General features: G+C 66.4%; 21 protein-coding genes. 3 read left to right on the top strand and 18 right to left on the bottom strand.

All coding sequences use genetic code 11. The features are described 5' to 3' along the window. Positions 1 to 138: 138 nt before the first annotated feature. The 13 genes from ACYCAX_RS05545 to ACYCAX_RS05485 all read right to left on the bottom strand — a co-directional run bounded on the left by ACYCAX_RS05545 (position 139) and on the right by ACYCAX_RS05485 (position 10,077). Entirely contained in the window at positions 139 to 411 is a 273-nt protein-coding gene (locus ACYCAX_RS05545; protein ID WP_460247557.1) for a hypothetical protein, read from the bottom strand. Positions 412 to 512: 101 nt separating this feature from the next. Then, positions 513 to 1,649 carry a flagellar biosynthesis protein FlhB gene (gene flhB, locus ACYCAX_RS05540; protein WP_460247556.1) on the bottom strand — a complete coding sequence of 379 codons (1,137 nt, stop codon included), beginning with the start codon at positions 1,647 to 1,649 and terminating at the stop codon, positions 513 to 515. A 6-nt stretch (positions 1,650 to 1,655) separates the two neighbouring features. Then, entirely contained in the window at positions 1,656 to 2,432 is a 777-nt protein-coding gene (gene fliR, locus ACYCAX_RS05535) for a flagellar biosynthetic protein FliR (protein ID WP_015476536.1), read from the bottom strand. After that, positions 2,432 to 2,701 (bottom strand): flagellar biosynthesis protein FliQ, encoded by a 270-nt coding sequence (gene fliQ, locus ACYCAX_RS05530; protein WP_015476535.1) that lies wholly within the window; start codon positions 2,699 to 2,701, stop codon positions 2,432 to 2,434. The genes fliR and fliQ overlap by 1 nt, the downstream gene beginning before the upstream one ends. A 31-nt stretch (positions 2,702 to 2,732) precedes the next feature. Then, positions 2,733 to 3,461, bottom strand: a complete 729-nt coding sequence (fliP, locus tag ACYCAX_RS05525; protein ID WP_086009603.1) for a flagellar type III secretion system pore protein FliP — start codon at positions 3,459 to 3,461, stop codon at positions 2,733 to 2,735. A gap of 59 nt (positions 3,462 to 3,520) precedes the next feature. Beyond that, positions 3,521 to 3,997, bottom strand: a complete 477-nt coding sequence (gene fliO, locus ACYCAX_RS05520; protein WP_015476533.1) for a flagellar biosynthetic protein FliO — start codon at positions 3,995 to 3,997, stop codon at positions 3,521 to 3,523. Position 3,998: 1 nt separating this feature from the next. After that, positions 3,999 to 4,469, bottom strand: coding sequence for a flagellar motor switch protein FliN (gene fliN / locus ACYCAX_RS05515; RefSeq protein ID WP_460247555.1), 471 nt, complete (start codon positions 4,467 to 4,469; stop codon positions 3,999 to 4,001). A gap of 16 nt (positions 4,470 to 4,485) precedes the next feature. Beyond that, positions 4,486 to 5,457: a flagellar motor switch protein FliM gene (gene fliM, locus ACYCAX_RS05510; RefSeq protein WP_015476531.1), complete on the bottom strand. Its 972-nt coding sequence runs from the start codon at positions 5,455 to 5,457 to the stop codon at positions 4,486 to 4,488. Positions 5,458 to 5,466: 9 nt separating this feature from the next. Then, positions 5,467 to 5,991, bottom strand: coding sequence for a flagellar basal body-associated protein FliL (gene fliL / locus ACYCAX_RS05505; RefSeq protein ID WP_460247554.1), 525 nt, complete (start codon positions 5,989 to 5,991; stop codon positions 5,467 to 5,469). 307 nt (positions 5,992 to 6,298) lie between these two features. Then, positions 6,299 to 7,573 (bottom strand): flagellar hook-length control protein FliK, encoded by a 1,275-nt coding sequence (locus ACYCAX_RS05500; RefSeq protein WP_460247553.1) that lies wholly within the window; start codon positions 7,571 to 7,573, stop codon positions 6,299 to 6,301. Between the two features lie 77 nt (positions 7,574 to 7,650). Then, a complete protein-coding gene (locus tag ACYCAX_RS05495; protein WP_015476528.1) occupies positions 7,651 to 7,992 on the bottom strand; it encodes an Hpt domain-containing protein in 342 nt (113 codons plus the stop codon). Between the two features lie 53 nt (positions 7,993 to 8,045). Further along, the gene (locus ACYCAX_RS05490; RefSeq protein ID WP_294973465.1) at positions 8,046 to 9,743 is read right to left on the bottom strand and encodes an ATP-binding SpoIIE family protein phosphatase; all 1,698 of its coding nucleotides are present in this window, start codon (positions 9,741 to 9,743) and stop codon (positions 8,046 to 8,048) included. A gap of 28 nt (positions 9,744 to 9,771) precedes the next feature. Further along, on the bottom strand, positions 9,772 to 10,077 hold the full coding sequence (locus ACYCAX_RS05485) for an STAS domain-containing protein (protein WP_294973467.1): 306 nt from the start codon (positions 10,075 to 10,077) through the stop codon (positions 9,772 to 9,774). Between the two features lie 323 nt (positions 10,078 to 10,400). Between ACYCAX_RS05485 and ACYCAX_RS05480 the strand changes: the two genes are divergently transcribed. Beyond that, complete coding sequence (locus ACYCAX_RS05480; protein ID WP_015476525.1) at positions 10,401 to 11,117, top strand: TorF family putative porin; 717 nt, start codon at positions 10,401 to 10,403, stop codon at positions 11,115 to 11,117. 146 nt (positions 11,118 to 11,263) lie between these two features. Here the strand turns inward: ACYCAX_RS05480 and ACYCAX_RS05475 are convergent, their stop codons facing one another. Then, complete coding sequence (locus ACYCAX_RS05475) at positions 11,264 to 12,073, bottom strand: aminoglycoside phosphotransferase family protein (protein WP_460247552.1); 810 nt, start codon at positions 12,071 to 12,073, stop codon at positions 11,264 to 11,266. A 132-nt stretch (positions 12,074 to 12,205) separates the two neighbouring features. Here ACYCAX_RS05475 and ACYCAX_RS05470 point away from each other — a divergent pair, with 132 nt between their 5' ends. Together ACYCAX_RS05470 and ACYCAX_RS05465 are read left to right on the top strand one after the other, a co-directional pair. After that, a complete protein-coding gene (locus ACYCAX_RS05470) occupies positions 12,206 to 12,877 on the top strand; it encodes a hypothetical protein (RefSeq protein WP_015476523.1) in 672 nt (223 codons plus the stop codon). Positions 12,878 to 12,890: 13 nt separating this feature from the next. Continuing rightward, the gene (locus ACYCAX_RS05465; RefSeq protein ID WP_015476522.1) at positions 12,891 to 13,568 is read left to right on the top strand and encodes a tetratricopeptide repeat protein; all 678 of its coding nucleotides are present in this window, start codon (positions 12,891 to 12,893) and stop codon (positions 13,566 to 13,568) included. Between the two features lie 3 nt (positions 13,569 to 13,571). Here ACYCAX_RS05465 and fliJ read toward each other — a convergent pair whose 3' ends face one another. The 4 genes from fliJ to fliG are packed head-to-tail and all read right to left on the bottom strand — an operon-like array spanning position 13,572 to position 17,188. Then, the gene (fliJ, locus tag ACYCAX_RS05460) at positions 13,572 to 14,015 is read right to left on the bottom strand and encodes a flagellar export protein FliJ (RefSeq protein WP_294973474.1); all 444 of its coding nucleotides are present in this window, start codon (positions 14,013 to 14,015) and stop codon (positions 13,572 to 13,574) included. Positions 14,016 to 14,043: 28 nt separating this feature from the next. Next, positions 14,044 to 15,399, bottom strand: a complete 1,356-nt coding sequence (gene fliI, locus ACYCAX_RS05455; RefSeq protein ID WP_015476520.1) for a flagellar protein export ATPase FliI — start codon at positions 15,397 to 15,399, stop codon at positions 14,044 to 14,046. Continuing rightward, complete coding sequence (gene fliH, locus ACYCAX_RS05450) at positions 15,389 to 16,171, bottom strand: flagellar assembly protein FliH (RefSeq protein WP_294973477.1); 783 nt, start codon at positions 16,169 to 16,171, stop codon at positions 15,389 to 15,391. The genes fliI and fliH overlap by 11 nt, the downstream gene beginning before the upstream one ends. Further along, positions 16,172 to 17,188 (bottom strand): flagellar motor switch protein FliG, encoded by a 1,017-nt coding sequence (gene fliG, locus ACYCAX_RS05445; protein ID WP_460247551.1) that lies wholly within the window; start codon positions 17,186 to 17,188, stop codon positions 16,172 to 16,174. Positions 17,189 to 17,192: the final 4 nt, after the last annotated feature.

The raw sequence follows: 17,192 nt of genomic DNA, 5'->3' as shown, positions 1-17,192 counted from the left end.
CACGCAGCGCCTCAATGATCCCCATCGACAGCTTCGGCGTATGCAACTGCCCACGCCAGGCCCGCACGCAAGTGAAACCGAGGCTGAGCACTAGGTAGATCAGCGCCAGTGTCGATAGCAGATTGATCAGCAGTCGATTCAGTTGGAAGAGCCACCGAAGGCCCCGTCCGAGGCCACCACCTGCATCCCCGCAACCAGCGCTCCTACTCCGAGCGAGATCAGCACGATGGAAAGCAACAGGTCGAGCATCTTCAACACCACGTCGCGGGTGAGGATGAGTGCAGTCCGACACAGAGCGATGTAGGCGACCACCAGCGCCACCAACGACCACCACGGCAGTACAAGGCTGAGGGCCAGATAGATGAGGGGAGAAGCTGCGGCGATCCCCCGGTCACGAACAGTGCTTTCCATAGCGTTTCCTGCGCCTCCTGGCGCTAATCAGGGTGACGCGATACTACCCAGGCATCGTGCTGAAAAACAGCCCGCAAGCCGTCGGAACGGGACGCGCCGCACTAATCGTCGCGCCGCAAATCCGGCGGGATCGGCAGGTCCGGCATCGGCCCCGGGCGCTTGCCCTTGCCGGCGCGGAACTGCTTGAGCTGGTAGACGTAGGCCAGCACCTGGGCGACGGCGAGGTAGAGACCGGCGGGAATCTCGTGCTCCAGTTCGGTGGAGTAGTACACCGCCCGCGCCAGCGCCGGCGACTCCAGCACCGTGATCTTGTGCTCCTGGGCCACCTCGCGGATCTTCAGCGCCATGAAGTCGTTGCCCTTGGCCAGCAGGCGCGGCGCACCGGAGGCTGCGGGGTCGTACTTGAGGGCGACGGCGAAGTGCGTCGGGTTGGTGATCACCACGTCGGCGTCCGGCACCGCCTGCATCATCCGCCGCTGTGCCATCTCGCGCTGCATCTGGCGGACCTTGGCCTTGACCTCCGGCTTGCCCTCGGAGTCCTTGTACTCGTCGCGCACTTCCTGCTTGGTCATCATCAGCTTCTGGCGGTTGTCCCAGAGCTGGTAGGGCACGTCCACGGCGGCGATCAGCATCAGGCTGCAGGCCAGCCAGAAGGCGCTCCAGCCGACCACCTTGGCGGAGTGCAGCAGCGCCTGCCCAGTGGGCTCGTGGGCCATCGCCAGCAGGTCGTCCTTGTCCGACTGCAACACCAGGATCGCCACGGCGAGCACCACGGTGAACTTGATCAGCGCCTTGAACAGTTCCAGCAGGGATTTGGCGGAAAACATCCGCTTGACCCCTTCCAGCGGGTTCAGGCGGTTGAACTTGGGTGCCAGCGCCTCGCTGGAGAACAGCCAGCCGCCCAGGGCCACCGGCCCCAGCAGGGCCGCCACCAGCAGCAGCGCGAGGATCGGCCACAAGCCCTCGCCGGCGATCCGTCCGGCAGTGGCCAGCAGGCTGAGCATGTTGTCGCTGTTCATCACCGTCTCGCGGGACAGCTCGAAGCTGCCGCGCATCAGGCGCATCAGCGCGTCCGCCAGGCCCGCGCCATAGATCAGCAGGCCGCCGGCGCCGGCGACGAGCACGGCGAGTGTATTCAGCTCCCGCGAACGCGGCAGTTGACCTTTCTCGCGCGCCTCCCGGCGCCGTTTCTCCGTGGGTTCCTCTGTCTTGTCCTGACCGCTCTCGCTTTCAGCCATCACCGGCTACCTCGCTCGAACCAGTTCGCGGAGCAGTTGCAGCCCTTCGCTGGCGAGGGACTGGTACTGCGACAGAATGTCGGCGCTGCCGATCCAGACGATGATGAAGCCCATCACCAGGGTCAGCGGGAAGCCGATGGAGAAGATGTTCAGCTGTGGCGCGGCGCGGGTCATGGCGCCGAAGGCCAGGTTGACCACCAGCAGCGCGGTGATCGCCGGCAACGCCAGCAGCAGGCCGGCGCCGATGATCCAGCCGAGCTTGCCGGCCACGGTGATGAAGTGATTGCTCGACAGCCCCTCGCCCACCGGCAGGGTGACGAAACTTTCCGCCAGCACCTCGAACACCACCAGGTGTCCGTTCATGGCCAGGAACAGCAAGGTCACCAGCATGGTGAAGAACTGCCCGAGCACCGGAACCGAAATACCGTTGGTGGGATCGACCATCGAGGCGAAGCCCAGGCCCATCTGCATGGAGATGATCTGCCCGGCGATGACGAAGGCGTGGAACATCAGTTGCAGGGTGAAACCGAGCATGGCGCCGATGAGGATCTGCTCGCCGATCAGCAACATGGCCTTCACGCTCAGCGCGTCCACCTGCGGCATGGGCGGCAGGTTCGGCACCAGCACCACGGCGATCGCCAGGGACAGGTAGAGGCGCACGCGGGTCGGCACCAGTTGCGTGCCGATGATGGGCATCACCATCAGCAGCGCGGCGATGCGGAACAGCGGGAACAGGAAGGCCCCGACCCAACCGCCGATCTGCGCGTTGGTGAGCTCCAGCATCAGCCGATCAGCGTCGGAATGCTGTTGAACAGCGTCTGGGTGTACTCCATCAGCTGCCGAATCAGCCAGGGCCCCAGCACGATCAGGGTGAGCAGCACCACGATCAGGCGCGGCAGGAAGCTCAGGGTCTGTTCGTTGATCTGGGTGGCGGCCTGGAACATCGCCACCACCAGGCCCACCAGCAGGCTGGGCAGGATCAGGATGGCGACGATCATCGCCGTCAGCCAGAGCGCTTCGCGAAACAGGTCTACCGCGACTTCGGGGGTCATATCTGCTCCAGTCGTTCAGCAGCGTGCATCGCTACACCGTCCCGAAACTGCCGGCCAGGGTGCCGATGATCAGCGCCCAGCCGTCCACCAGCACGAACAGCATGATCTTGAACGGCAACGAGATGATCAGCGGCGACAGCATCATCATGCCCATCGCCATCAGCACGCTGGATACCACCAGGTCGATGATCAGGAACGGGATGAAGATCATGAAGCCGATCTGGAACGCGGTCTTCAACTCCGAGGTGACGAAGGCCGGGACCAGGATCGTCAGCGGCGTGGCGTCGGCGCTCTGGATGTCGGTGCGCTTGGACAGGCGCACGAACAGCTCCAGGTCCGACTGCCGGGTCTGCGCCAGCATGAAGGCTTTCAGCGGCACCTCGGCGCGGCTGATCGCCTCCTGCGCCGGGATCTGCTCGTTGAGGTAGGGCTGCAGCGCGTTGGCGTTGATCTTGTCGAACACCGGCGCCATGACGAACAGGGTGAGGAACAGCGCCAGGCCGATCAGTACCTGGTTCGACGGCGTGCTCTGCAGGCCCAGCGCCTGGCGCAGGATGGAGAAGACGATGATGATCCGGGTGAAGCTGGTCATCAGCATGACGAACGCCGGGATGAAGCTCAGCGCGGTCATGATCAGCAGGATCTGCAGGCTGACCGAGTACTCCTGCTGCCCCTGCGCGTTGGTGGTCACGGTGATCGCCGAGATCTGCGTCGGATCGGCGGCAAAAGCCTGCGGCACGACCAGCGCCAGCAGTCCCAGAAGTAACGGCGCGCTGCGCTTGAGCGCGCCGAGCAGAGCGGAAGGATTCGGCGAACGGGTCACTGCGGGCGGCCCTTGTCCTTGTTCAGCAACTCCAGCAGGCGCTGGGCGAATTCCGGCTGCGCCGGTTCCGAGTCGGCGGCGTGCACCGGCTGGCGCAGCACGTGCAACGGGGTGATGCGGCCGGGGGTCAGGCCGAGCAGGATCTGCTCCTCGCCCACCTGCACCAGCACCAGCCGGTCACGCGGGCCGAGGGCCTGGCTGGACACCAGGCGGATCGCCTGGTTGCCGCGCGGACCGACCTGCTGCACGCGACGCACCAACCAGGCGAGCAGGAAAATCAGGCCGACCACCAGCACCAGGCCCAGCAGCAACTGCATCAGCTGTGCGCCGGCGCTGCCGGTGATCACACTGGGCGTGGAGCTGGCATGGACGATGGCGGGCGTCGACACCGGCGCCTTGCCGTCCTCGCCGAACGCCAGCAGGGACAGCCCCGCCAGCGGCAGGGCGCTGAGGATCGCGGACAGGCGGGCCATGTCAGCGCAACTTCTTGATGCGTTCGCTGGGACTGATCACATCTGTGAGGCGGATGCCGAACTTCTCGTTCACCACCACCACCTCGCCGTGGGCGATCAGGGTGCCGTTGACCAGCACGTCCAGCGGCTCGCCGGCCAGGCGATCGAGTTCGATCACCGAGCCCTGGTTGAGCTGCAGCAGGTTGCGGATGCTGATGTCGGAATTGCCGACCTCCATGGAAATGGTCACCGGAATATCCAGGATCACGTCCAGGTTCGGACCTTCCAGGCCGGCGATGGTCGGCGCCTTGGGCGCCATGCCGAATTCTTCCATCGGCGCGCGCGGCGCGGCCGGTGCCACCGGGGTGGCGCCGCCCTGGGCCATCAGCGCATCGATGTCGTCCTGGGTGGCGTCGCCCGCCTCGGAGAGCGCGGCGGCCCACTCATCGGCCAGGGCCTGTTCTTCGGGAGTCACGTTGTCTTCGTCTGCCATTGGTGGGTCCTCTTGCTCAGCGCGGGCGCTCGAGCGGGTCGAGAATCTGCAAGGCCAGGTTGCCCTTGTGCGAACCCAGCTTGACCTTGAAGGAAGGCACGCCGTTGGCGCGCATGATCATGTGTTCGGGCAGCTCCACCGGGATCACGTCGCCCGGCTGCATGTGCAGGATGTCGCGCAGCTTGAGCTGGCGGCGCACGACGGTGGCGCCCAGCGGCACGCTGACGTCGAGGATGTCCTCGCGCAGGGCGTTGATCCAGCGCTCGTCCTGATCGTCCACGTCGGACTGGAAGCCGGCATCGAGCATCTCGCGGATCGGCTCGATCATCGAATACGGCAGGGTGATGTGCAGGTCGCCGCCGCCGCCGTCCAGTTCGATGTGGAAGGTGGACACCACCACCACTTCGCTGGGGCTGACGATGTTGGCCATCGCCGGGTTCACCTCGGAGTTGACGTACTCGAAGGTGATCGGCATCACCGCGTGCCAGGCCTCGGCGAGATCGACGAAGGCCTGCTCGATGACCATCCGCACCACTCGCAGCTCGGTGGGGGTGAACTCGCGGCCCTCGATCTTGGCGTGCCGGCCGTCGCCGCCGAAGAAGTTGTCCACCAGCTTGAACACCAGCTTGGCGTCGAGGATGAACAGCGCGGTGCCGCGCAGCGGCTTCATCTTCACCAGGTTGAGGCTGGTGGGCACGTACAGCGAGTGCACGTACTCGCCGAACTTCATCACCTGCACGCCGCCCACGGCGACGTCCGCCGAACGGCGCAGCAGGTTGAACATGCTGATGCGGGTGTAACGGGCGAAGCGTTCGTTGATCATCTCCAGGGTCGGCATGCGACCCCGGACGATACGGTCCTGACTGGTCAGGTCGTAGGACTTGATCGTCCCCGGCTCGACGTCGGACTCGGTTTCCACCAAGCCGTCGTCGACGCCGTGCAGCAGCGCGTCGATCTCGTCCTGGGAAAGTAGATCCTGCATGGCCATGACGGGCACCTACTGCAATACGAAGTTGGTGAAAAGCACTTGCTCCACGGTCAACTGACCGGTGGCCTTCTTCGCCAGTTCCTGAAGGCTGGCCGTGGCCTGCTGGCGCAGCATTTCCTTGCCCACCGGGGTCACCAGCGAGTCGAAATTCTGGCTGGAGAACAGCATCACCAGTTGGTTGCGCACCAGCGGCATCTGCTCGCGCAGCGCATCCATCCGCCCCTGGTCGCGGCCCATCAGCGCCACCGACACCTGAAGGTAACGCTGGCGGCCGTTCTGATTGAAGTTGACCACGAAGGATGGTGCGAGGATTTCGTAGATCGCCTGCTTGCGGGCGGGCACCGCGCCGTCCTCGGCTTTCGCCTCGGCCTCGGCGGCGGGCTTGGCGCCCTTGCTGAGGAAGAACCAGGTACCGCCGACCGACAGCCCCACCGCCAGCAGGAACGCCAGGGCGATAAGGATGATGAGCTTCAGCCTGCCCTTGCCGGGGGCCTGGTCATCAGGGAAGGGAGGCGTCTGATCTTTCTTGGCCATGCCAAATATCCGTCACTTTTCCGGCGCGATGCGCAGATACCGGAGGTAGGAGCAAGGGCTGTGCCAGTTTGTACTTGTCGGACTGGCGCCGCCGCGGATATTACAGGCTAGACGGAGGATGTCACGGGGCGGGGAGAGAAATTTCCGGGGCGTGGGAATTAGCCGTGGACTTCGACGGCGGCTCGCAGGCAGTGGCCAAGTAGCCATTCTGTAGGAGCGAGCTTGCTCGCGAATCGCCCGGCACCGATGTGGCCGGGGAAATCTGTTCGCGAGCAAGCTCGCTCCTACAAGAACGCCCGAGCCGCTATCAGGCGTAGTAATCCACCAGCCCCCGGCCCTGCGCCGCCACCCGCGGGCGAATCTCGGACACACCGCCGATCATCGGCTCGTCGTCGCCATCGGAGCCGGCAACCCGGCGCGAACCACCGCGATCATCACCACCCTGTTGCTGCTGCCAGCCGCGGGCGGACTGGTCGGAAACGTTGACGTCGAGCTGCCCCATGCCCTGCTGGCTGAACATCTCGCGCAGACGGTGCTGCTGGCTGTCCAGCGCTTCGCGCACGTTGGCGTTGGCGCTGACGAAGTTCACCTGGGTCTGGTCGGCGCTCATGTGGATGCGCACCTCCAGGCGCCCGAGGTCGGCCGGGTCCATCTGGATCTCGGCGGACTTGAGGTTTTGCGACGACATCCACATCACCCGGTCCACCACCTGGTCGGTCCAGCCGTTCTGCTGCACCGACACCGGTTGCCCCGGCACCAGCGGATTCACCGGGCGATTGGTCATGGCCTGCGGCGTATTGAGTGCCTGGGTCAGCGACTCCAGCCGCGCGGCGAAGGACTCGTTGCGTGGCGCCTCGGGCTTGGCCTGGGCCTGCAACTCCGGCAACGCCTGGCCCAGGTCCGTGGCCTGCAAGGCGCCGTCGGCCAGCTTGCCGTCGGCAGCTTTCGCCGCCGCATCCGGGTTCAGTGCCGAGAGCATTGCCGACAGGTCGGCCTTGCCGTTGCCGTCCACCGGCTTGTCACCGGCCCTGGCCGCCACGTCACCGGCCACCTGCGTCTGCTGGAGTTGCAGCGCCTGGTCCTGCGCGCCCTGGTCGAGGGCCAGGGTCACGCCCGGCAGCGCGTTGAGCTTTTCCAGGTCGCCATCCGTGCTGGCCACGGTCTGCTGGCCCACGCCAGTGCTGATCACCAGGGGCGGCGCTTCGCTGGCCGGGGCCGGCAATTGGCCGGTCATGCCCAGCATCAGCAGCGGGTCGAGGGTCGCCTCGGGCTTCTCCTCGCCGTCGGCCGGCAAGGCCTTGCCGTCTTCGGCAACCGTTGGCTTGTCGGCGGCAGCGGCATTCCGAGTGTCGCTGGCCTTGGCGTCCTTGTCGGAGGCGTCTTTGGGCTTCTCGACCTTGGACTTGGCCGCCTTGTCGGGGCGCTCACTGGCCGCCGGGCGCTTCTCCTGCGCGTAGACGTCGGCAAAGCTGGAACCCCTGTCGTTGGCGGGGTCGGGCAAATTCTGCGCAGGCTTGGAGAGCGCCGCCTTGGGCCTGGGGTCCGGCGTGGGGGTCAATAAAATATCCGGGGCGACAGCCATCGGAGTTCTCCGTTGATGTGAATATCCATCACGGAGATAGCAAGGGGCGGGCCAAGTCGCTCTTCAGGTAGGGAGGGTCAGGTGCGGCCGGGCAGCAACAGGGTGCGGACGATGGAAAATTCGCGCTCGACTTTCGCGATCAGCCCCTGCGCGGCGGCCAGGTCGTTGTGCCGGGCAGCCTCTTCGAGCTGCTTGCACAGGCCGCTCAGCACGGTGGCGCCCATGTTCCCGCAACTGCCCTTGAAGCTGTGCGCCGCATGGCGCAACGCAGCGCCATCGGCCGTCGCGAAGGCCGCACGGATACCACGCAGACGCTCCTCGGAATCGCTCAGGAAGGTCTCCACCAGCAACGGGTACTCGTCTTCCATGATCGACAGCAGGTTGCTCAGCACGGCGCCATCGAGATGCGGCTCGGACATTCGGCACTCCCGGTAGGTCAGCTCGCCACCCGGCGGGGCGAGCGAAGGCCGGATTATGCCTGAGCCGACCAGAAGAACTCCACGGAGACCGATGTGCCATCAGCCGACCACTGGCAGCGGTCCGCCAACTGCCGTACCAGCGCCAGGCCGCGCCCGCAGAGGCTGCCGGCGGCGCGCTGGGAGGCCAGTACCGCACCAACGTCGAAGCCATCGCCACTGTCCTCCACCCGCACCAGCAGGCGCCCGCCCTCGCCGTGGGGCGCGAGGTCGAGGTGGAAGCGCACGAAGCCGTCGCGCAATTCCGCCAGGCGCTGGCTGCGCTGCTGGTAATAGCGGGCGAAACCGGCGGCGTCGCATTTGAGCGAGGAATCCAGGCCCATCACGCCGTGCTCCAGGGCGTTGGAATACAGCTCGGCCAGCACAGTGTAGAGCGCACCACCCTTGGGCCGCAGGTCCTGCACTTCCATCAACAGCTGCAGCAGGAACGGCAGCGGGTTGAAATGGCGCAAGGTCGGCGCGCGAAACTCGAAGCTGGCGGACCAGTCCAGCGGGCCGCTCAGGCCGCTGTCGGAGAAGGCCAGCGGCGGCCGTTGCAGCGAGTGCTCCGGCACCAGCACGACTTCCAGCATGCTGACGTCGTCCTGCACCTCGCCGCGGAAGCGCGCCAGCGCCGACTGGATGCTGTCGAACAGGCGCGACGGCGACGGCTCGCTTTCGTAGACCTCGCGCAGGCGCTGCTCGCCGAACATCTCGCCGGCGGCATTGCGCGCCTCGGTCACGCCATCGGAGAAGAGGAACACGCGGTCGCCCTCCTCCATGCCGTAGACCTCGCAGTGTTCATTGAACGCCGCCGCATCCAGAATACCCAGCGGCAAGTGGCGCGACACCAGCGGCAGCGCTTCGCGCTTGTCCTCGCGCAGCAGGTAGCCATTGGGCAGGCCACCGTTCCACACCTCAACCAGGCCGCGCTGGAAGCTCAGGTTGAGCATGGTCGCGCAGCAGAACACGCCCACCGGGAGGATGCGCTTGAGCTTGGCGTTCATCTCGCGAAGGATGTCCGCCATCGGATAGCCCTTGGCGGTCATGCCATAGAACACCTCGGCCAGCGGCATGGCGCCGATGGCCGCCGGCAGGCCGTGGCCGGTGAAGTCGCCGAGCAGCACGTGCATGCCGCCGGAGGGCTTGAACGCCGCCAGCAACAGGTCGCCGTTGAACAGCGCGAAGGGCGATTGCAGGTAACGGATGTTCGCTGCGTTGAGGCAGCCCGAGTGCGCCACCTTGTCGAACACCGCCTTGGCCACCCGCTGCTCGTTGAGCAGGTGTTCGTTGTGCCGGGCGATCAGGTCGCGCTGCTCCAGCACCATCCGCTGCAGGTGGTGCAGGCGGCCCATCGCGCGAATCTTGGCTTCGAGGATGACGCGGTTGTAGGGCTTGGAGATGAAGTCATCGCCGCCCGCCTCCAGGCTCTGCACCAGCGCCTCGGTCTCGCTCAGCGAAGTGAGGAAGATGATCGGCACCAGCTCTTCGCCGGCCTGCCGGCGAATCCTGCGCGCGGCCTCGAAGCCATCCATCACCGGCATCAGCGCGTCCATCAGCACCAGTTGCGGGCGCTCCTGGGCGAACAATGCCAACGCCTCCAGGCCATTGGCGGCGGTAATCACCCGATGCCCCTGGCGGCTGACGATGGTGGACAGCAGCAGGCGGTCGGCGGCGTTGTCGTCGGCGATCAGGACCGTGAGGAAGTCAGCCATGTCCGCGCTCGTCTGGCAGACAGCCGGTTCAGCTGATCGTGAACAGCTGTTCGAAGTTGGAGATGGCGAGGATCTTGCGCACGTCCGGGTTGCAGTGCTCCAGGCTGATCTGTGCGTTCTCGCCGCCGGCATGGTCGCGCAGCAGGAGCAGCATGCCCAGCGCCGAGCTGTCCAGGTAGGTGGCGCCCTTGAGGTCCACCACGTAGCGCTTGGGCGTGGTATCGACGCGTTCGTAGGCGTCGCGAAACTCCTGGTGCGCGCCGAAATCGAAACGCCCCTGGATCACGATGGTCAGTTCCTGCCCGTCAGCGGAAGGTACGGAAGTGATGGCCATGCGGTTCTCCTTTGGGGCCTGTTCAAGGTCACGCCGGGCTCAGCCGGGCGCAGTGGAAACGAGTGAAACGAAGCGTAGCGCAGTGGCAAGCCCGAGACCGCTCCGAAGGGCGAGCACGGCGCGTCTGAAGATGTAGCAGCAAGTCATGGCAGCGGCAACCTCGGAAGCTATCGGAAAGCCATCACCGGGCCCTGCCGAATTTCAGCGAAATGGACCATCGGCCCACACGGACAGGGCAAATGCCGTTACCCTTTTGTGCTGCGATACCCGACCGAGGCTCGCCAGAAGCCTGCGCCGGGTTGCGCTCTGCAATGGAGGGGAGCATGCACAAGTCCATTCTCATCGTGGCCTGCGCTGTTTGCACGGTGCCGTATGCGAATGCCCAGGTGATGCAGCGCGAGCTGGGCGATTTCGAGCTGAAACTCGCCAATTCACCGACCCGCAGCATGGCCCAGGGGCTGGTCCAGCCCGGCCAGGCGAACAGCGCCCAGGGCGGTGTGGACGTCAGCCACTCCAGCGGCTGGTACGTCGGCAGCTGGACCTCGAACCTCGAGCAGGAAAAGCCACTGGAGATCGACACCTACACGGGCTTCAAGCACCCGCTGGGCAACGGCAAGCTGGGCTACGAACTGGGCACCCTGCGCTACACCCGCCCCGAGCAGCCGGACTTCGACAGCCAGGCGCTGTACGGCGGCCTCTCGGTGTTCGGCAGCCGCCTCGGCGCGGCCTACAGCAGCCAGGGCGGCCGCAGCAGCGCGACGCTGTTCACCGACCTGGGCCTGGAACAGGACGTGGGCTTCGACCTGTCCTTCAAGTACTCCACCTACAGCCTCGCCGAGCCGGCGAGCCTGAGCGGCGGCGGCAGCGTCAGCGATTTCGGCGACTGGTCGGTGAACCTCAGCCGGCCCTGGCTGGGCATCGACCTGAACTTTTCCTACAGCGGCAGCAGCCTGACCGGCAGCGATTGCAGCGCCTACTCCGGGCACAACACCTATTGCGATACCGCCTTCATGTTCAAGGCTTCGCGGCCGTTTTTCTGACTCGCGCACCAACGCATTTCGTCGCGGCGAGCTTGCTCGCGAACCCACCCAACGCCGATGTCGCCGGGGAAACCCGTTCGCGAGCAAGCTCGCTCCTGCAGGTCGCCATCCTGGCCATGCCGATGAGGAGGCGTGACCCGCGTCGATCAGGCACGGCATGACATCCGGTCCAGTTCCGCCGCAGCCAGGTGCGCCACCGCCAGGTCGCTGTCGGCGGCCATGTCATCGTCGAGGAACCAGGCGGCGGACAGCCCGGCGAAGGCCAGCACCCACTCCAGCAGGCGGCGCCGGTCCAGCCCGCCGTGCTCGACCAGCACGTCCAGCTGGCGAAGGAAGCGCCAACGCTCGCGGGAGGTCGGCAGGTCCGGGTTGCAGAGCAGGTTGGCGTAGTCGAACAGACGCTCGCCGTGGAGGCGCTTGGGATCGATCACCAGCCAGCCACGCGGGCCGAAGTCGAGGATGTTGTCGTGGTGGATGTCGCCGTGCAGCACGGCCTTGTCGTGCTCGCTGGCCAGCAGCGCTTCGGCGGTGTCCAGGCAGCGCGGGAACAGGCCGCCGTAGCGTGCGGCGGCGGGCGCCAGGTCGCGGAACCAGGCGCGCAGGCCGATCAGCTCCGGCAAGGGTTTGCCGCGCGGCCGGTGCAGGTGCCGCACCACGTCGCAGGCGATGCGGCTGGCCTGGTCGTCCTCGCCGTGCAGGGCCATGTGCATCAGCGAGCGCGTGCCCTCGGCGCGCTCCATCAGGATCACCTCGCCGTCGTGGGCATAGACCCGCGCCGCGCCCTCTCCGTCCCACCAGCGCATGACCCGCGAGCCGGCCTGTTCTTCCGCCTCGAGGGCGATCTTGATCATCGCTGCGCGGCCCTGCCAGCGCACCGGCAGCAGGTGGCTGCTGTGGGTAACGATGGGATCGCCGTCGATGTCCAGGTTCCACCGTTTCAGAAAGTCGTCGAACATCCGCTGCCTGACCGTTGAGCCTGCCTGGGGGGAAAAAGCCTAACACAGCCACACGGATACCCCTGCGCAGGTGCGTCGGCAGCTCTGTTCCGGTACGCTCCCCGTGTCCCCAACCCTGTCATGGATGATCCGATGCGATATTTCCAGCGCTTCCCCGGCCTGCTGCTGGGCGTGATGTTCGCCGCCACGGCGAATGCCCAGGATGAAACGCCCGAGCAACTGTTCTCGACCTTCTCGCGCTGCGACGCCAGCTTCTTCCAGGCGCTGCAGGCCAACCCCGCAACCGTCGCCGCCCACATGGAGCTGTCCAGCCAGAATGGCGTCAGTTCGCCGCGCGTGGCCAACCGCCTGCAGGAAGGCGGCCGCTACCAGGCGTTCCGCGAGCCGCTGGTGGTCAACGGCGTGCGCCTGCTGGGTTATTACGACGAGGCCATGACGCTCTCCGAGGTCGGCAACTTCCTGTTCTGGGGCTTCGTGGCCGAAGGCGACGTGGAGCAGGTGGCTGGCAAACTCCGCCCCCTGGTCGCCGACAACGCGCGCTTCGTGACGCAACGCAACGCGGTCACGCGGCCGGAGATGCGCCGGGTCGGCGACCCGATCCAGCACTGGCGCACCGAGAACCTGCCGGGCCCCGGCAATGCGACGCCCTTCGGCAATGTGGAGCGCATCCTGAGCGTCGAGTCCGGCGGCGACAAGCCCCCCTTCGCCGGCGGCTCCAAGGTGTTCTGCTCGCTGCAGGGCACCGTCACCGCACCGCTGCTGCAGGTCTATCGCCCCGATCTGGACGCCCATCTGTTCGACTGACAAGGACGCTTCGATGAAAGCCACCTGGATACTCCTTCTCGCCACCCCCGCCCTGCTCGCCGGTTGCGCCGGCCGCCAGGCCGACCCCAACTTCGCCTACTGCACGGCGACCAGCCAGGCGCACAAGGACGGCGACTATGCGCGCGCCGTGGAACAGGCCGACCTGTGCCAGCAGAAGAACACCCTGTCGCCTCGCGGGCTGAGCGCGCTGTACTCGATCCAGGCGGACGCCTACGAACAGCTCAAACGCTACCCGGAGGCCATCGCCACCCAGGAAAAGTCCATCAAGGTCGATCCGCACACCTATGGGCGCGACGTCCTGACCCTGAGCCGCTACTACCGGGTTGCGGGTAATCCGCAGAAGGCCCTGGAACTGGTCGAGTCGAACCTCGACAAGGGGCTGGGCGAAGCAGGCGTTGGCGCCGGATTCCACATGCCGACCTACTATCACCAGGGCCTGGCGCTGCTCGATCTGGGGCGCAACCGCGAGGCGGCCGAGGCGCTGAGCGCGGGGCTGATGAAACAGCCCGACTACGCCTGGGCCCATTACTATCGCGGCGTCGCGTACGACCGGCTGGGGCAGAGATCCGACGCCCGCAGCGACTTCCAGGCGTTCGCCAAGAGCGTCGACAAGCAATACGTCGAGCCCGAACACAAGCAGCAGTTGGAGCAGTATCAGATCAGCCTCTGAGGCTCAGGGCCCGCCCGGCCTCAAACGCTGGGCGAATTCATCGAGCTGCTTCTGCTCGTACTTGTCGGCGGCGGCGCGCGCTTCCTCGCGGTAGCGTTCCACCAGCTTGCGCAGGCCTTCCAGGCGGGCGTACTTCTCCTGCCAGGCGGCGCGGGCCTTGTCGACGCTGCCCTGGTGCCATTCCACCGCGCGGTTCTGCTGCTCGACAGCGGTTTCCAGCTGCGAGAGGAAGCGCTGGTAGTTGATCAGCCACTGCCCGGTTACGCCCTGCTGGCCGTTGCGAATCCACTGCTGCTGGTAGTCCAGGCGATAGCGTTCGAGCTCGGCGAGCTTGCGCTGCGCCTGCAGCAGTTGGTTCTGCACCAGGCCGAGCTGGCGCGCGGCTTCGCGCTCGGCCTTGAGCGCCATGTCCACCACCGGCGCGAGGCGTTCGGCGCGGCGGTTCATGGTCGGTCCTTATGGAAGCCGCCGGGCATCAGCCGGCCTTGCCGCTGACCACGGCGTCGAGCAGCAAACGGCTGTCGTCGAGGTTCTGGCTTTCGTCCAGGGCCTGGCGGAGGAACTGGCGCATGATCGGGAAGCGCTGGATCGCCAGGTCGGTCTCCGGGTCGCCGCCGGCCACGTAGGCGCCGACGCTGATCAAATCGCGGCTCTGCTGGTAGCGTGACCACAGCTGCTTGAAGCGCTGGGCGTCGCGCAGGTGCTCGGGGCTGGTGACCTGCGGCATCACCCGGCTGATCGAGGCTTCGATGTCGATGGCCGGGTAATGGCCTTCCTCGGCCAGCCGGCGCGACAGCACGAAGTGGCCGTCGAGCACGCCCCGGGCGGCGTCGGCGATCGGGTCCTGCTGGTCGTCACCCTCGCTGAGCACGGTGTAGAAGGCCGTGATCGAACCGCCGCCCTTCTCGCCGTTGCCGGCGCGCTCCACCAGGCGTGGCAGCTTGGCGAACACCGACGGCGGATAGCCCTTGGTCGCCGGCGGCTCGCCGATGGCCAGGGCGATCTCGCGCTGGGCCTGGGCGTAGCGGGTCAGAGAGTCCATCAGCAGCAGGACGTTCTTGCCCTTGTCGCGGAAATATTCGGCGATGCGCGTGCAGTACTGCGCGGCACGCAGGCGCATCAGCGGCGCGTCATCCGCTGGCGAGGCGACGACCACGGAACGCTTCAGGCCTTCCTCGCCGAGAATGTGCTCGATGAATTCCTTCACCTCGCGGCCCCGCTCGCCGATCAGCCCGACCACGATGATGTCGGCCTTGGTGAAGCGGGTCATCATGCCCAGCAGCACCGACTTACCCACACCGGTACCGGCGAACAGGCCCAGGCGCTGGCCGCGGCCGACGGTGAGCAGGGAATTGATCGAGCGGATGCCGACGTCCATCGGCTCGTGGATCGGGTCGCGCGCCAGTGGGTTGATGATCGGGCCTTCCATCGGCACCCAATCCTCGGCGCGCATGCCGCCCTTGCCGTCCAGCGCGCGGCCGACGCCATCGAGCACGCGGCCGAGCATCGACATGCCCATCGGCAGGCGGCCGGAATCCGGCAGCGGTACCACGCGAGCGCCGGGGGCGATGCCGGCGAGGCTGCCCACCGGCATCAGGTAGATCTTGCTGCCGGAGAAGCCCATCACCTCGGCCTCTACCTGCACCGGGTGGTAACCGCCGTCGTTGATCACCTGGCAACGGCTGCCGACCGACGCCTGCAAGCCTTCGGCCTCCAGGGTCAGGCCGACCATGCGCAGCAGGCGGCCTTCCACCACCGGCTGCGCCGGCAGGGTCACCGCCTCGCTGTAGCCTTGCAGGCGGCGGGCGAAACTGACCCGCTCAAGACGCATCGGTCGAGCCCAGGTCGATATGCAGGTCCGGCGCCAGCGCGTGGGTCGCCTGCTCGCGCTGCTGTTCGAAGAGCTGCTTGACCGCCTGGGTCAGGCGCGTCTCGATGCTCGCGTCGATGCGCGAGTGTTCGGTCTCGATACGGCAGCCGCCCGGCAGCAGGCTGTCGTCCTCGACGATACGCCAGCTTTCCTCATGACGGTCACGCAGTGCCTTGACCAGCTCGAAGTCCTGCGGGTTGACCTGGATACGGATATTGCCCGCGCCCATCGGCAGCAGCTTCAGCGCCTCGCGCAGCACCTGGCGGATCTGGCTCGAATCGGTGGCCAGTTCGCGCTGCACCACCTGGCGCACCACGTGGGTCACCAGACTGAGCATGCCCTGCTCGAGCATCTGGTCCTGTTCGGCGATGGGGTCGAACAGTTGCCCCATCAGGGTTTCCAGGGATTGCAGGCGCAGTTGCAGGGCGGCGTCGGCTTCCTGGCGCGCCTTCAACTGGCCGGCATGAAAGCCGTCCTTCTCGCCGGTGGAAAACCCCTCGTTGTAAGCGTCCTGGCGGATCGCCTCGAGCTCTTCCAGCGTCAGCGGCTTGACCTCTTCCTCCGGCACTTCCTCGATCTGCGGCTCCTCGGCCACGGGTTCGGGCTCAGGCTCGGGTTCGGGCAGCGGCTTGACCGGGTCGAAGCTGGGCAGCGACCAGCGGTCGAAGCCCGAGACGTCGCGGGCGCGGATCAGCTCGCTGAGCTCCTGTTCGTCTTTCGCCGGGGGCACCACTTAGATCATCTCCTCGCCGCCCTTGCCGCCGAGCACGATCTCGCCGGACTCGGCCATGCGCCGCGCGATGGTGAGGATCTCCTTCTGCGCGCTCTCCACTTCGCTGACGCGCACCGGGCCCTTGGCCTCCAGGTCGTCGCGCAGCAGTTCGGCGGCGCGCTTGGACATGTTGCGGAAGATCTTCTCGCGGATCGCCTCGTCGGAGCCCTTGAGCGCCAGCACCAGCACGTCGGAGGACACCTCCCGCAGCAGCGCCTGGATGCCACGGTCGTCGACGTCGGCCAGGTTGTCGAAGACGAACATGAGGTCTTCGATCTGCCCGGAAAGGTCTTCGTCCACGTCGCGGATGGCGTCCATCAGCGCGCCTTCCACGGAGCTGTCGAGGAAGTTCATGATGTCCGCCGCGCGCTTCACGCCGCCCATCGTGGTGCGGGTGGAATTGGCGTTGCCGGCGAACTGCTTCTCCAGGATCAGGTTCAGTTCCTTGAGCGCGGACGGCTGCACAGTGTTCAGCGAGGACACGCGCAGGACGATGTCCAGGCGCACCTTGTGGTCGAAGTGGCCGAGCACTTCGGCGGCCTGATCCGGATCGAGGTAGGCGACCACGATGGCCTGGATCTGCGGGTGCTCGTAGCGGATCACGTCGGCCACGGCGCGCGGCTCCATCCACTTCAGACTGTCCAGGCCGCTGGTGTTGCCGCCCAGCAGGATACGGTCGATCAGGTTGTTGGCCTTGTCCTCGCCCAGGGCCTGGGTGAGCATCTTGCGGATGTAGCTGTCGGCGCCGACGCCCAGGCTGGTCTGGTCGCCGACGATCTCGACGAACTCGCCCATCACCTGCTCGACCTGCTCGCGGTGCACGTTGCGCATCTGCGCCATCGCCACGCCGACCTTCTGTACTTCCTTGGGCCCCATGTGCCGCAGCACCTGCGCCGCGTCGGTCTCGCCGAGGGACAGCAGGAGGATGGCGGCCTTGTCGACCTTGTTCAGTTTGGCGTTCGCCCGAGGTTCGCTCATGTGC

Source organism: Pseudomonas sp. MT3, from assembly GCF_054720805.1.
The sequence above is the reverse complement of the archived record's forward strand: the minus strand, read 5'-3'. Positions and strand labels throughout refer to the sequence as shown.

What these genes read in the sequence shown, in the direction of transcription:
- ACYCAX_RS05545 (WP_460247557.1), bottom strand. Translation starts at nt 411, where the DNA reads ATGGAAAGCACTGTTCGTGACCGGGGGATCGCCGCAGCTTCTCCCCTC.
- flhB (WP_460247556.1), bottom strand. Translation starts at nt 1,649, where the DNA reads ATGGCTGAAAGCGAGAGCGGTCAGGACAAGACAGAGGAACCCACGGAG.
- fliR (WP_015476536.1), bottom strand. Translation starts at nt 2,432, where the DNA reads ATGCTGGAGCTCACCAACGCGCAGATCGGCGGTTGGGTCGGGGCCTTC.
- fliQ (WP_015476535.1), bottom strand. Translation starts at nt 2,701, where the DNA reads ATGACCCCCGAAGTCGCGGTAGACCTGTTTCGCGAAGCGCTCTGGCTG.
- fliO (WP_015476533.1), bottom strand. Translation starts at nt 3,997, where the DNA reads ATGGCCCGCCTGTCCGCGATCCTCAGCGCCCTGCCGCTGGCGGGGCTG.
- fliN (WP_460247555.1), bottom strand. Translation starts at nt 4,469, where the DNA reads ATGGCAGACGAAGACAACGTGACTCCCGAAGAACAGGCCCTGGCCGAT.
- fliM (WP_015476531.1), bottom strand. Translation starts at nt 5,457, where the DNA reads ATGGCCATGCAGGATCTACTTTCCCAGGACGAGATCGACGCGCTGCTG.
- fliL (WP_460247554.1), bottom strand. Translation starts at nt 5,991, where the DNA reads ATGGCCAAGAAAGATCAGACGCCTCCCTTCCCTGATGACCAGGCCCCC.
- ACYCAX_RS05500 (WP_460247553.1), bottom strand. Translation starts at nt 7,573, where the DNA reads ATGGCTGTCGCCCCGGATATTTTATTGACCCCCACGCCGGACCCCAGG.
- ACYCAX_RS05495 (WP_015476528.1), bottom strand. Translation starts at nt 7,992, where the DNA reads ATGTCCGAGCCGCATCTCGATGGCGCCGTGCTGAGCAACCTGCTGTCG.
- ACYCAX_RS05490 (WP_294973465.1), bottom strand. Translation starts at nt 9,743, where the DNA reads ATGGCTGACTTCCTCACGGTCCTGATCGCCGACGACAACGCCGCCGAC.
- ACYCAX_RS05485 (WP_294973467.1), bottom strand. Translation starts at nt 10,077, where the DNA reads ATGGCCATCACTTCCGTACCTTCCGCTGACGGGCAGGAACTGACCATC.
- ACYCAX_RS05480 (WP_015476525.1), top strand. Translation starts at nt 10,401, where the DNA reads ATGCACAAGTCCATTCTCATCGTGGCCTGCGCTGTTTGCACGGTGCCG.
- ACYCAX_RS05475 (WP_460247552.1), bottom strand. Translation starts at nt 12,073, where the DNA reads ATGTTCGACGACTTTCTGAAACGGTGGAACCTGGACATCGACGGCGAT.
- ACYCAX_RS05470 (WP_015476523.1), top strand. Translation starts at nt 12,206, where the DNA reads ATGCGATATTTCCAGCGCTTCCCCGGCCTGCTGCTGGGCGTGATGTTC.
- ACYCAX_RS05465 (WP_015476522.1), top strand. Translation starts at nt 12,891, where the DNA reads ATGAAAGCCACCTGGATACTCCTTCTCGCCACCCCCGCCCTGCTCGCC.
- fliJ (WP_294973474.1), bottom strand. Translation starts at nt 14,015, where the DNA reads ATGAACCGCCGCGCCGAACGCCTCGCGCCGGTGGTGGACATGGCGCTC.
- fliI (WP_015476520.1), bottom strand. Translation starts at nt 15,399, where the DNA reads ATGCGTCTTGAGCGGGTCAGTTTCGCCCGCCGCCTGCAAGGCTACAGC.
- fliG (WP_460247551.1), bottom strand. Translation starts at nt 17,188, where the DNA reads ATGAGCGAACCTCGGGCGAACGCCAAACTGAACAAGGTCGACAAGGCC.